The 13798-nt window shown below is 30.6% G+C and carries 12 protein-coding genes and 1 other RNA gene; 7 read left to right on the top strand and 6 right to left on the bottom strand.

All coding sequences use genetic code 11. The annotated features are described in order from the left end of the window. Positions 1-150 precede the first annotated feature (150 nt). Positions 151-1068 carry an ester cyclase gene (locus AC15TD_RS14345; RefSeq protein ID WP_484452827.1) on the top strand — a complete coding sequence of 306 codons (918 nt, stop codon included), beginning with the start codon at positions 151-153 and terminating at the stop codon, positions 1066-1068. 84 nt (positions 1069-1152) lie between these two features. Here the strand turns inward: AC15TD_RS14345 and rnpB are convergent. Further along, positions 1153-1464: RNase P RNA component class A (gene rnpB / locus AC15TD_RS14340), an RNA gene on the bottom strand. Between the two features lie 421 nt (positions 1465-1885). Then, the gene (locus AC15TD_RS14335; RefSeq protein WP_484452826.1) at positions 1886-2146 is read right to left on the bottom strand and encodes a hypothetical protein; all 261 of its coding nucleotides are present in this window, start codon (positions 2144-2146) and stop codon (positions 1886-1888) included. A gap of 148 nt (positions 2147-2294) precedes the next feature. On the opposite strand from AC15TD_RS14335, the gene AC15TD_RS14330 reads away from it, so the two are divergent. The 4 genes from AC15TD_RS14330 (at position 2295) to AC15TD_RS14315 (ending at position 5984) form a co-directional block, all read left to right on the top strand. Continuing rightward, positions 2295-2432: a hypothetical protein gene (locus AC15TD_RS14330; RefSeq protein WP_484452825.1), complete on the top strand. Its 138-nt coding sequence runs from the start codon at positions 2295-2297 to the stop codon at positions 2430-2432. 629 nt (positions 2433-3061) lie between these two features. Next, a complete protein-coding gene (locus AC15TD_RS14325; RefSeq protein WP_484452824.1) occupies positions 3062-4819 on the top strand; it encodes a DNA polymerase III subunit gamma/tau in 1758 nt (585 codons plus the stop codon). Between the two features lie 12 nt (positions 4820-4831). Beyond that, positions 4832-5401, top strand: a complete 570-nt coding sequence (locus AC15TD_RS14320) for a hypothetical protein (RefSeq protein WP_484452823.1) — start codon at positions 4832-4834, stop codon at positions 5399-5401. 1 nt (position 5402) lies between these two features. Further along, positions 5403-5984 carry a MiaE family protein gene (locus tag AC15TD_RS14315; protein ID WP_484452822.1) on the top strand — a complete coding sequence of 194 codons (582 nt, stop codon included), beginning with the start codon at positions 5403-5405 and terminating at the stop codon, positions 5982-5984. Here AC15TD_RS14315 and AC15TD_RS14310 read toward each other — a convergent pair. The 4 genes from AC15TD_RS14310 to AC15TD_RS14295 form a co-directional block, all read right to left on the bottom strand. Continuing rightward, positions 5981-6508, bottom strand: coding sequence for a porin family protein (locus AC15TD_RS14310; protein WP_484452821.1), 528 nt, complete (start codon positions 6506-6508; stop codon positions 5981-5983). The genes AC15TD_RS14315 and AC15TD_RS14310 overlap by 4 nt on opposite strands. A 97-nt stretch (positions 6509-6605) precedes the next feature. Further along, positions 6606-7511 carry a Ppx/GppA phosphatase family protein gene (locus AC15TD_RS14305; protein ID WP_484452820.1) on the bottom strand — a complete coding sequence of 302 codons (906 nt, stop codon included), beginning with the start codon at positions 7509-7511 and terminating at the stop codon, positions 6606-6608. A 1-nt stretch (position 7512) separates the two neighbouring features. Beyond that, complete coding sequence (gene ppk1, locus AC15TD_RS14300; protein ID WP_484452819.1) at positions 7513-9576, bottom strand: polyphosphate kinase 1; 2064 nt, start codon at positions 9574-9576, stop codon at positions 7513-7515. A 182-nt stretch (positions 9577-9758) separates the two neighbouring features. Further along, on the bottom strand, positions 9759-10244 hold the full coding sequence (locus AC15TD_RS14295; RefSeq protein WP_484452818.1) for a SixA phosphatase family protein: 486 nt from the start codon (positions 10242-10244) through the stop codon (positions 9759-9761). 467 nt (positions 10245-10711) lie between these two features. On the opposite strand from AC15TD_RS14295, the gene AC15TD_RS14290 reads away from it, so the two are divergent. Together AC15TD_RS14290 and AC15TD_RS14285 are read left to right on the top strand one after the other, a co-directional pair. Next, positions 10712-11236, top strand: a complete 525-nt coding sequence (locus AC15TD_RS14290) for a hypothetical protein (RefSeq protein ID WP_484452817.1) — start codon at positions 10712-10714, stop codon at positions 11234-11236. 26 nt (positions 11237-11262) lie between these two features. Then, positions 11263-13798: HYR-like domain-containing protein (locus AC15TD_RS14285; RefSeq protein ID WP_484452816.1), on the top strand; the 2536-nt coding region annotated here is incomplete at its 3' end.

Genomic DNA, 13798 nt, shown 5'->3' with positions numbered 1-13798 from the left:
TGTAGTATAATTCCTTTTTTTTTAGTAAATTAGATTTCTCCTTAAGAGTCCCAGACTCTACTCATACTTATCTTATAGCCAAGAAACATTTGATTATTGTGGCTCTTACATATGGTTTGATATTAATATTAACTAACAAAAACCATAACAATGAAAAACATTTTATTACTTGGAATGTCTTTGATAATGCTTATAGCATGCGAAAAGCAAAAACAACGTTATTTTATCGAATCACCAGAAATTAATGCTTTTAAAGCGAGTATCTCTGAATATGGCAGTGGTGATTGGGAAACCTGGCGAACCCATTTTGCAGATACGGCTAAATTGTATATTAATTCACTTAAAAATATCTCTGCATCTGATCTTGAAAATGCTCAAAAAGAAATGCTTTCAAGCTTTTCATCTTATGGGTTTCAAGAACAAGGTTCTTTTACTGAAATGGTAATTGATAATGATGATGAAACTTGGGTAAACTATTGGGCGAATTGGCATGGAACATTAAAAGATAATGGTAAAGAAATTGATGTCCCTGTTCATATAACAGCTCAATACATTGATGGAAAAGTTGTTGAAATGTATGATTATTACGACTCATCTCCGATTATTACAGCATTAGCAGAAATTGAAGCATATAACGCGATGCCTGCTGATGAAAAAGCAATGATGGATGCAATTGATAAAGTAGTTGCTGGCTGGAATGCCCATGATATTTCAAACTTAAAGTCTTTATCAATTGATAATTTTATCAGAACTGCGAATGGAACCATAATTGCAAACAATATTGATGAATATGAAGTATTCATGAATACCTTCGTTACAGGTTTTCCAGACTTTGCTGTTAAACTTGACAAATATGATATTAAAGGTAACAAAATGTATATAGACTGGACTTGTACTGGAACACATAATGGAGATTTTATGGGAAATGCTCCTACCGGAAAAAAAATAACTACACACGGTTTTAGTGTTTGGAGTATGGATAAGGATGGCCAGTTAACCAGAGAGGATGCCTTTTATGATAACTTAGAAGTATTTAATCAATTAGGTATTACACCTCCTAAAGTTTAATAATAACAATATTGAAAAACCAACCTAACCAGCCAATCATTTTTTTAAATGAAAAACCCTTCTTTTTTAAAGAAGGGTTTTTTATAAGTAAGCAAATCTATAAGCCGAATTCTGTATTACGCCGTGGCGCAACCCTTATCATTTATCTGAGTGTATTGTTACCAATACACTTTAGCTGCCTACCCTCCAGCATCGAGCGTGCAGCCCTCAAACACTGGTATACATGACATTGCACCATATAGAGTTTACCTGATTTCACTACAGCATTACCTGTACATACTTTCTGTTGCACTTTTCCTAGTCTCTCAACTGGTGGCCATTAACCACTATATTGCACTATGGTGTTCGGACTTTCCTCCATTCATTTACATGAACAGCGATAAGGCGATTTACTTGAGCACAAAATTACAATAAACAAATACCAAAATCTAAATATATCTAAACATTTGGGTGTTAGCCTAGAAGGATATCGCTTTAAATTATATCTTTTTAAAATGTCATAGCGAGGATTATGCGACGTGGCTATCTGTTTAATTTTTTGATTGAAAGCTATTTTAGCGCTGGTCAGATTTAAAAAAGATGCCACTACAATCCTTAACGCTTATTTACTAGTTTTTGTTTTAACAGAAAGGTTTTTTTATAGAATTTCGTTTAAGGCTTATTTATATGGAAAGTTACGTGTTTGTGAGCGAGGATTTTCCGAAGGAAAATCAGAAGCTAGCAAACGAGCGATTAACTTTGCTTTAAAATCAGCTCTCAATTACTTGTTTTTTAACTTAGTTATTTGTTTTCGCTTGTTTATTTAGTAATTTCTTATTTATTTCATTAAACAATCAACTAAAGTATAGGATAAATCATTCATTACCTTTTCGGCTTCTATTTTTAAGGTCTTACTCATTTTGAATACTTCTCCTTTCTTATTAAACATGCGTGCCGGAGAAGTACTAGCAATAACATCTCCATTTTTATCGGTAATATTTCCCTTTTTATCCCCTAACATAAATGTTATTGTAATTTCACCATCGGAAAAATTAATAGTGAATAGATAAGGTAAATCACCAATAATATCCAGTCCCATAATTGTGCTAAATTTTATATTTTTTGCAAAGTCATTAATATTAATCTTGTCATTCGGAACGGAAGTTATGGTCGCTTGATTATGAATCTAACAGAATGAATTGGTCCAATTTAGTGTCTTATTATAAATTTCATTTTTACTCAAATTATTGAGAGCTACAACGACAGGAGCAATACCTTTTTTAGTCATCTCAAATGGTGTAAACAATAATTCAACATTTGGTGCTTTCTCTGTTAATTCAGAGGCACTAATTTTAATTATTTCACCTGATTTTAATACAGGTTAAAAGTCAACTACAACATCGTTAAAAAATATTCCCTCAATAAATTGGTATTCCTTCATATTTATAACTCCCAGAATTTTTTCTCCCTCTTTTTTGGATGATACTTTACTAAAACTTTCGACAATTAATTGTTTGCCTCCAAATCCATTTGAGGAATCGACTCGAATTCAATATCTTTTTCTGTAAACTCTTCTTGAATAATTTTGGAACAATAGGCTTTACTTTATTTTTAGAAGCGTAGATGTATACGAAATTACCAGTCTCTGGGTCACTCCCTTTTGCTAAATGGATGATATCTCCTTGTTTAACGGTAAGCGTGTCAAATAAAACTATGGGGCCTTCAATTTTTTTTCAGGGATTTATCCAAATACAGTATTGCTTAAAATCAATATACCAATTATCAATCTTTTTTTCATATTCTAGATTATTTCAAAATACGCTAACTTTAATGATATGAAATCGTTCAAATATTTTATATCAGAAGTTAAACGAAGTTAGCTATTTTTTTTACAAAGTCAAGAGAAACCTACCATGGTCCTATGTTTTATTTTGTTAATAACTCCTATTAAATTCTAAGTTAAGAATTCTAAATTCTGAATTGAATTTTTAACTTTGTTATTCAAGATTTTTCAATGGAACACTTTGTAGTATCAGCCAGAAAATATAGACCTCAAACGTTTAAGGACGTTGTTGGTCAGCAGGCTATTACAAATACCTTATTAAATGCCATTGAACACAATCACTTAGCCCAGGCATTACTATTTACAGGCCCAAGAGGTGTTGGTAAAACAACATGCGCCAGGATTCTAGCTAAAATGATTAATAGTGATGGAAAAGAAACGGGTGATGAAGATTTTGCTTTTAATATTTTTGAACTCGATGCTGCATCAAACAATTCGGTTGATGATATAAGAAGTCTAACAGATCAAGTTAGAATTCCTCCTCAAATAGGGAAATATAAAGTCTATATTATTGATGAGGTACATATGCTATCTCAATCTGCTTTTAATGCCTTTTTAAAGACTTTAGAAGAGCCGCCAAAGCATTGTATTTTTATTTTAGCCACTACAGAAAAGCATAAAATAATTCCAACCATATTATCACGTTGTCAAATATTTGATTTTAAGCGCATTACTGTTAAAGATGCAAAAGACTATTTAAAGTTTATAGCAAAAGAACAGGGTGTAAAAGCTGAAGATGATGCGTTGCATATTATTGCGCAAAAAGCAGATGGCGCCATGAGAGATGCCTTATCTATTTTTGACCGCGTAGTGAGTTTTTCTGGAAAAAATTTAACGCGGCATTCTGTAACCGAAAATTTAAATGTTCTTGATTACGAAACGTATTTTACAAGTACAGACTCTATTATAGAAAATAAGATTCCAGAACTTTTATTACAGTTTAATGAAACACTTTCTAAAGGGTTTGATGGTCATCACTATATTGCTGGACTGGCATCTCACTTTAGAGATTTATTAGTGAGTAAAACTCCTGAGACTATTGAGTTATTAGAAGTTGGCGAACAGACTAAAGCTAAATATTTAGAACAATCAAAAAAAGTTACTCAGGAGTTTTTACTGGAAGGCATAAAACTAGCCAATGACTGCGACTTGAAATATAAAGGCAGTAAAAACCAACGATTACTGGTTGAACTAACACTGATGCAACTTGCCTCTATCACTTTTGATGGAGAAAAAAAAAAGAGTAATCATTACATAATTCCGCCTTCATACTTTAAAAACAAAGGAATTACTCCGATTCCTGTTAATTTCAAAGAAAAAAACGGCAATAATAAAGTTGAAGAATTTTTAGAAGATAATAATAAAACCATTCAACCTACAAAAGAAAATGAGAATGTCTCTGATTCTGATTCAATATCTGACAACCTAGTCGCTGAATCACCACCAAAACTTATTTTAAAATCAGAAAAAAAGAGGACTTCGGGATTGTCGCTTAGTAGTATAAAGGCGAAAAAAGAGCATCTTATTAAACAAATGGATGTTATTGTTAATGAAGAAGATCTCCCAAAAGAAGACTTTACTGAACAAGAACTTATAGAATGCTGGAATGCATTTACAAAAAAGCTTCAAGATGATGGTAAATATAACTTAGCTTCTATTTTATCAATTGACACACCAAAAGTTAAAGAAACTACAGTTTATTTAGAATTTCCAAATTCAACAAATAAAGTGGAGTTAGAAAGACAACAATTTGAGCTATTATCATATATTAGAAAATCTTTAAATAATTTTGATATCAAATTATCTATTTCTGTAAATGAAGAAAAGGAAAAACAATACGCCTACACTTCGAAAGAAAAATTTGAAAAGCTAAAAGAAAAAAATGCGAATATTGATTTACTTAGGAAAACCTTTGATTTAGATCTTTAATATATATATTTTATGAGAGCTTTATTAACACTTATTTTAATAATTACTTTATCAAATATAGGTTGTGACGGCAGGGATAAGGTATATAAAACCAATAAAGAAATTCTTAAAGAACATAAGCTTTATGAATCTTTTTCAGAGCGTATTACTTACATACCGGAAAATTACCAAGAAACGACTACTGATACTATTATGAGTAACGGTTTTTATGTAAAAATAAGATCTTATACTAACATGAATAATAGTACTTTGATAACGTATGCTAAAAATAATCTACATTATAAAAATTTCCATAGAAACATAAATTCGCTCGTTAGTATTTATAAAAACAATCATAAAACGGCTTCAACGCTTGTTACTAAACAACTTTTTATTGATTATGATAAATCATTCAAAACGCTTCTTATAAATAAAGTAATTCAAGGAGTTTGGTTAAATCAATATGCTTCTATCATTAATAATAAAGTCATTTTAAATGTTCATTTATATGAGCCTGAAACCAAAATTGTAACTAATTTTGTTTTAGGTTTTGATGATGAAGGGAACATATTTATAAATGAAGACTTAAAACAATACGGTTAATATGCTAGGTTTAAAACTTCCAACAGACCCAAGATGGGTAAATATTGTAGAAAAAAATATTGAAGAAATTCTAACAGATCATGCGTTTTGCGAACAAAAGGCTACAAGTACTGCTATTTCACTTATTGTTAGTTTTCCTGAATATTCAGAACTAGTTCAAGAAATGACAGCTTTGGTTAAAGAGGAGATTAGCCATTTTAAAATGGTTCATGATAAAATTATTGCTAGGGGATGGAAACTTGGTAGAGACCGACGTGATGATTATGTAATAGAACTAATTAAATTTTTTCCAAAAGGAGGCAGCAGAACCACTCAATTAGTGCACCGGTTGCTTTATGCCGCTTTAATTGAAGCTAGAAGTTGTGAACGTTTTCGATTACTTTCTGAAGAGTTAAAAGATAAAGAATTAGCAGATTTTTATAAAAATTTAATGGTGAGTGAAGCAAATCACTATACGATGTTTTTAGGATTTGCCAGAAAATATGGTGATAGAAAAGAAGTTGATGCCAAGTGGCAACAACTTCTTGAATATGAATCTGAAATTATGCGTAATTTAGGTAAAAAGGAAACGGTTCACGGTTAGAACTTGTAGCCTACACCTAATTGAACATTAGAATTTGTAGCCTTAACTCCTAATTCCTCGTCAAAAATATTTGAAAAACCATAGGCATATCTGACATCTGCAAATATCATTGGTGTAATATTATAAGAAAAACCTCCAACACCAGAATAGGCAAAGTTTCGTATGCCATCATCAACCTTATTTATTTTTAAACTTACTTGCGGTCCAATCTCAAAAAACAACTTCGGACTTAATTTAAAATCAAACAATAAAGGCGCTTGAATATAATCTAAATTCAAAGGTTCTTCTTTTGCTCCTTCTGCAGAAAATTGTAATTCTGGAGAAAAATTAATACTATTAGTTAGACTGTATTCCGCAAAAAAACCAATAACAAAACCATTTCTATGTTTATTATTCGGAAAAGAAGTACCATCAAAATCTAAATTAGAAATGTTTAATCCGGTACGAACGCCATATTTAGCATCTTGCGAAAATCCGTAAAAAGAATAAACAAGAACTAAAACAAAAAGTAATATTTTTTTCATAATTAATAGGTTTGGGTCAATATTTAATTTGAAAAATGTTAACGAATATATATTTAATAATGCATATATATATATTTAAAAGTTAAAGTGCATAATTTTACTGTGTATTGCTTGAAACCGTTTCAAAGTAGATACTTTTAATAATTCCATCTGCCAAACCAATTTTAGGAACATAAATATGCTTTGCTCCACTCCATTTCATAGCAGACATATAAATACGCATCGCATGAATTATAACATCGGCTCTATCTTGATTTAAGTCTAAAACAGTAATTCTCTCTTCGTACGAATAGCTTTGTAATGTCTCGTAATAGGATGTTAAATAAAAATAGGTTAATGGCTTACCCATTGCCTTTCCTGATATCTTAAATATTTTATTAATGTTCCCACCAGAACCAATCACTTCAATTTTATCAAAAGAACTAGATTGAACTTTTATCCATTGTTCTAATTCTTGCCATGCTTCTTTTTTAACCATATCATTAAGTAACCTAACAGTTCCTATTTTAAATGATTTTGAAGCTACTGAATTTCCCTTGTGAATCATGGTAAACTCGGTACTACCGCCACCAACATCTACATACAAATACGTTTTATTATCATCTATATATTTATGCAAATCTGTAGCAGCAATTATAGCAGCTTCTTCTTCTCCATCAATAATATCTATTTGTATTTTAGAGTACTTCAAAACTTTTTTAACTACTTCGTTTCCATTGAGTGCCTCTCGCATAGCAGATGTCGCACATGCCTTATATTTTACAACTTTATGAGATTTCATTAATAGTCTAAAAGCTAACATTGTATCAAGAATACGCTGGGTATTTTCTTCTGAGATTGTTTTAGATATAAAAACATCTGAACCGAGACGAATAGGAACCCTTACTAATGAGTTCTTTTTAAACATAACGGGGTTACCTTCTTCTTCAATAATATTAGAAATAAGCAATCTTACGGCATTAGAACCTATATCTATAGCTGCATATTTTTGAATTGATAACATATTAGTTTTCTAACTTTTTTAAATAATAATCATAAATAGCAAGTTGAGATCTGGTTTTCTCTTTATTATTTTTTCGATATTGATTTTTTTGAGTTTTATTTATAATTCTTGATTTTACGTTATCATTCCAACTAATTTCAAATGTATCTAAAAGTTCTTGTTTTATATGTTCGTCATAAATTGGACAGCTCACTTCTACTCTATTCTCAATGTTTCTTGTCATCCAATCTGCTGAAGAAATATAAACTCTAGGGTTGTTGTTATTTCCAAATACATAAAGTCTTGAATGCTCCAAAAATTTGTCAACGATACTAATAACTTCAATATTTTCACTCATTCCTTTAATTCCAGGAATCAAACAGCAAATACCTCTAACAATCATTTGTATTTCAACACCGGCATTACTCGCTTCATATAACTTATCTATCATTTTGTAACTAGTAATACTATTCATTTTCGCCTTTATGTATGCCGGCTTTCCTATTTCAGCGTTAAATATTTCAACGTCAATTAAATTAAAAATAGCTTTTTCAGTATAATGAGGCGACGTTATAATATGTTTATATTTAAAAATATGGTAATTCGTTTCAAAAAAAGCAAATACCTTGTTAATATCTTTTAATATGCTTTGATTTGCCGTAAACAAGGTATAATCTGTATAAATTTTTGCCGTAGATTCATTGAAGTTTCCTGTACTAACAAAACCGTATCGTTTTATTTTTTTTCCTTCTTCTCGTTCTATAACACACATTTTGCTGTGCACTTTCAAGCCTTGAACACCAAAAACTAAATGGATGCCTTTTTCTTCCATTTGTTGCGCGTAATCAATATTGGCTTGTTCATCAAATCTAGCTTGTAATTCAATAGAAACCGTTACACTCTTGCCATTAATGGCTGCATTCATTAGAGAACTTGCTATATGTGAAATTTGGGCTAATCTGTAAATAGTGATTTTTATCGTTTTTACTTTTGGGTCTAATGCAGCTTCTCTTAAAAATTTAACAACATAAGAGAATGTGTGATAAGGCGCATAAATTAAATAGTCTTTTTTAGATATTTCTGTAAAAATGCTTCCTTCTAGATGTAATCCCTTTACTGGTAGGGGAATAATTTTATCATAAAGGAGATCTGTTCTTCCTAAACTTGGAAATCCCATATAATCTCTTCTGTTATGATATCTTCCACCAGGAATAATACTATCCGCTGAATCAATTTTCATTTTAGACATTAAATACTTTAGTGTGTCTTCATGAATATTTTTGTCATACACAAAACGAACTGGCTGTCCTATTTGTCGGTGTTTTACACTGTCAGAAATTTTTTCGATAAAGCTTTTACTTAAATCGCTTTCAAAATCAAGCTCTGCGTCACGAGTTATTTTTATCATATGAGCTGAAATCGATTCATAATTAAAAATATTGAAGATGTCATTTAAAAAGTATCTCAATAAATCATCAATCATGATAATGTAATTCATCCCATCATGCTCAGGTAACTCAATAAAACGATTAATGCTTTTAGGTATCTCAATAAGTGCATACTGTTTTTGATCTTCTTCCATAATCATTCTAACGGCTAAATAAGCTGCGCTGTCATTTAAATTGGGAAGATCTACTAAATCATTTAAAATAATGGTTACCAGGGCCGGACTAACCGTTTGAATAAAATAATTTTTTAAAAAGTCATGTTGAAAATCTTGGATTTGAGTTTCATCAATTTTAAATATATTTTCATCCTTAAGTTTATTCTCAATGTTATCTAAAATATTTAAACTATCACTTTGCTGTTTAATAACTATTTTGGTAATAATTTCAAGTAACTCTTCGGCTTTAATACCTCCTAACTGATTTTTACCTTCTTTACCAGCTTGAACAATTCGCTTTACCGTAGCATATCGCACTTTAAAAAACTCATCTAAGTTATTTGAAAAAATCCCCAAAAACCTGAGTCTTTCAATAATTGGAACTGACTCATCCGCCGCCTCTTGTAAAACTCTTGCGTTAAATTGCAACCAGCTTATTTCTCTGTTTATATAACTATTGCTGTGTTTTTCTGTTTTTGTCATTTAAAAATAAATCTTATTGGTCACAAATATATTCTATTTAAATAAAATATATAAACTATAACTAATGAAATAAAGGCCTATTTATTGCGACTTTTAAGAGATATGAAATTTACTTTCCATATTGATTAACCACTAAATAAAAGTTTCCTAAATATTTAAAAAACAAATAAAATTAATAAGTATTAAAATTTTAAATCTCGAGGAAATAGCGTTTTTATTGTTCTTCCCTTTTTGAGTTCCTTCCAAGAATTAATTTCAAAAGTTATTATAGTAACGCCGCATGTTGGAACATTATCAATAGTCAAATCTCCAAAACTATTAACAAAGTTTGTGATAGCATTATTATGACCAAAAATCATTAATTCATCAATTGTATCATTGCAATTTTTTATTACCCTTATTAATGACTCTCCAGAAAAATCATATAAATCATTATTTAAATTGAATTTTTCTAAGCTAAAATTCAGATTTTTTATAAAAATTTCAGCAGTTGTTTTAGCTCTTACAGCTTCACTTGATACTATTAAATCAGGATTGATTTGACTTTTTAAATTATGGGAAATCATATCCGCATTCTTTAATCCTCTTGAGTTTAATGGTCTGCCATGATCTGAGATATCGAATTCCCAAGAAGATTTTGCATGTCTTACTAAAATTAATTTCTTCAAAACAATTATTTATAAGATTATTTTATCGATAAAATGTTGTTTTTGTCGTTAAAATGTTGTTTTTGTCGTTAAAACACCTTTTATTTGTAGATTAATATTAATTGAGTTTGAGATTTTTTTTAAAAAATTTACAAATAAATGGTTGATATCAATATATCGCTAAATTAAATGATAATAACGTTAAAATAAAATGTTATAGCGTTTTGTCGAATATTTATGTGCTATAACATATATTTTTTTTTTAGTTGTAACATGTACGTTATTTTGTTCTACATTTCAAATAGAAATTTATGACCCCAAATCAAATTTCGACTATGATTAAAACATTTTTAATCAATGTTTCTCCCTCACTGTTTTTCCCTCAAAAACTTTTATTGTGTTTATTTTTTTAGTTACCAAGTGTGACTAAAAAAATATATTTGGAATCAAACTGAAAAAGATCATTTTTAATAAAATTTTATAAAGTCATGAAAAATAGTTCAACTTTAAATTTTCGATTATCTCTGTTGGCATTATTTATTTGCTTATTTACTTCCCATAATGTAATCTCTCAAGAAAACGATATCTATGAGTTAGATTCGGGAGTAACTAATGTACAGTATAAAGAAAAAAACGGAAAAAGTGATAGAGCTATATTTAATGACTTAGCCTTTAATATGCATACAACCCATTATATCCAAAACCAAAAGTTAAAAAAGTTATATGGTAAAGGTGTTGTAAAAAAACTAACATTAGAAGATATAAACTCTACTAAATTTATAAATGAGGATTTAGAACTTAACTATAATGATGTTGAATTAATTACGATTTGTTTATTAAATGCAAATGACTTGAATGATCATGTTGATTTATTAGATAAAAATCAAGAATTAAACAAATTAAAGTATGTATTTATAAAGTGCAATTTTGATTGTAATAATGAACAAATAAAAAAGTTTATAAAAGTTGATTCGAATGTCAGGGTGTTTTACAAAATCGAAAAAGCATCTTAATAAGCTTCTGTAAAAAAAAATACGAAATGAGAAAACTCTACACTATCAAAGCAAATATACATAGTCAAACATCAAAATTGATATTATTGGCTGTATTGCTCATATTTTCTGCATTCAATAGTTATAGTCAAGAAATAGTTCCTTTTACGCCGAGGGCATCAAGTGCAGATCCTGCCACTACAGTTTATACTGTAAAAGGTGACTTCTCTATGATTGGGAATACCAATCTTACTCTGGTAAATTATAATGATACTAGAAATAACAATAACGATATGATATATGTTGATGAAGATACTGATGATGATACTTGGAATTCATCTTCTTCAACCTTAACTTTTTCTACTGAAAATGGTGCTGTTCCCGAATGTTCAAATATTATCTATGCAGGATTATATTGGACGGGAAGAGCAGGTAATAGTGAAATATTTAGTGTTACTAAAAATGGTATTAGTAAAGAATTTAACAAAAGAATAGTTTCAATTAAAGGACCAACTTCTGGATTTTATACGGATGTTACGGCTAGTTCTACAAGTCTAGTAAATAAAAATATTTATTTTCCATCTGGAACGGAAGGCAATATGTATTCCGCCTACGCTGAAGTTACAGATTATGTAAAAGCGAATGGTTTGGGAGAATATTTTGTAGCGGATATCGCAACACTAGAAGGTAATCCAGATAGTCAAGGTTATCATGGTGGTTGGGGTATGGTTGTAGTTTATGAAAATTCTCAAATGAAATGGCGTGATGTCACTGTTTTTGATGGTCATGCTTATGTGCAGGGATCTACTACAGTTAATTACACATTTGATGTAGATGGTTTTAACACTGCTCAAAGTGGTGAAATCAATTTGAAGCTTGGTGTTATGGCAGGTGAAGGAGATGTTGGTGTTTCTGGAGATTATTTTGAAATACAAAGACAAGATGATAATTCATTTCAACGTCTAAGTCATTCTTCTAATAGTACTACTAACTTTTTTAACTCTTCCATTAACACGGGTGGAAATAATAAAAATCCAGATTTACTAAATAATACGGGGATAGATATATCCATGTTTAATATTGATAATACAAATAATGGTATTATTACTAATAATCAATCACAAACTACCTTTAGATACGGTTCTACTCAAGATACCTATATAATTTTTAACGTTACATTTTCCGTTGATTCTTATGTACCAGAAGTTACAGGTGTTATAACCAATACCTCTATTAACGGTATTCCAAATCCAGCTCCAGTTACGATAGAACCTGGTCAATCTGCAGAATACAAATTAGAAATAAAAAATGCTGGAACTGAAGCAACTAATAATACTGTAATCACAATACCGCTTCCAAATACAGTAAACCCCAGTAATTTAAATATTGTTTCGAATATTAATTATACACCTTCATCAGATTACTCTGCGCCACAATATGACTCAAATATTGGAACAAATGGAGCAATTGTATGGAATTTAGGGACGCTCCCATTGCCATCTGATCCAACAACTGTTTTAGCAGATATAAGTTTCGAACTTATTGCAACCACTGATTGTACTGTATTAGGAGATATTAATAATGCACCATTAATTGAGCTCTATGGAAGTATAAGTGGAATAGGTGCCATATCAAATGTTACATTTAATACGTCGTTAATTCAAGGGTACTCAGTTGATGATATCTGTAAAGACAACCCAATTCCTATTCCAATAATTATTCCTATAGATTTGCAAAATTTTTCAACGGATCCGCCAACAGCGAGTAATCCTTCTCCTATAAATATTGAATGTATAGATGAATTACCAGCCCCAGATATTGAAGTTGTAACAGACGAAGCTGGAAATAACCCTGTAGTAGCATTTGTTTCTGATGTATCTGATGATAATTCATGTCCAGAAATAATTACAAGAACTTATAGTGTCTCTGATGATTGTGGGAATTCAATAAATGTTGAACAAACTATAACAATCAGTCCCACTACTGCACCAGTAATTAGTGAACCTAATGGAGCAAGCGATGTAGATTGTATTGCTGATGCTACCGAAACGTTCACGCTTCCAACAGTAACAGATGCCTGTGGTAATAATTTAACCCCTTCCGCAGCTGTGATTACTGAAAACCCTAATCCATTAAATTGTGAAGGAACGCGCACGTATACCTATACGTATATGGATTGTGCTAATAATACTGCGCAATGGTCGTATACCTATACTATTGCTACTCCGGCTTTCACTATTAGTGACCTTGACGGAGCTTTAACTGTTGACTGTATCGCTGATGCCGATGGATCTGATATAGTACTTCCTACTGTTACTGATGCTTGTAATAACATATTAACGCCTTCATCTGGTGTAATTACCGAAAATCCAAACCCATTAACTTGTGAAGGAACGCGTACGTATACCTATACGTATACGGATTGTGCCGGTAATACTGATTCTTGGGCTTTTGTGTATACCATTGATGTACCTGACTTTACCCCTGCTGCTGATTCTGGTAGTACGGTAAACTGTCTTGCTGATGCGCAAATACCACCTACAACACCCGTTGTTAATGATGCTTGTGGTAATGCTATCACAC

Source organism: Yeosuana sp. (assembly GCF_057126245.1).
The sequence above is the reverse complement of the archived record's forward strand: the minus strand, read 5'-3'. Positions and strand labels throughout refer to the sequence as shown.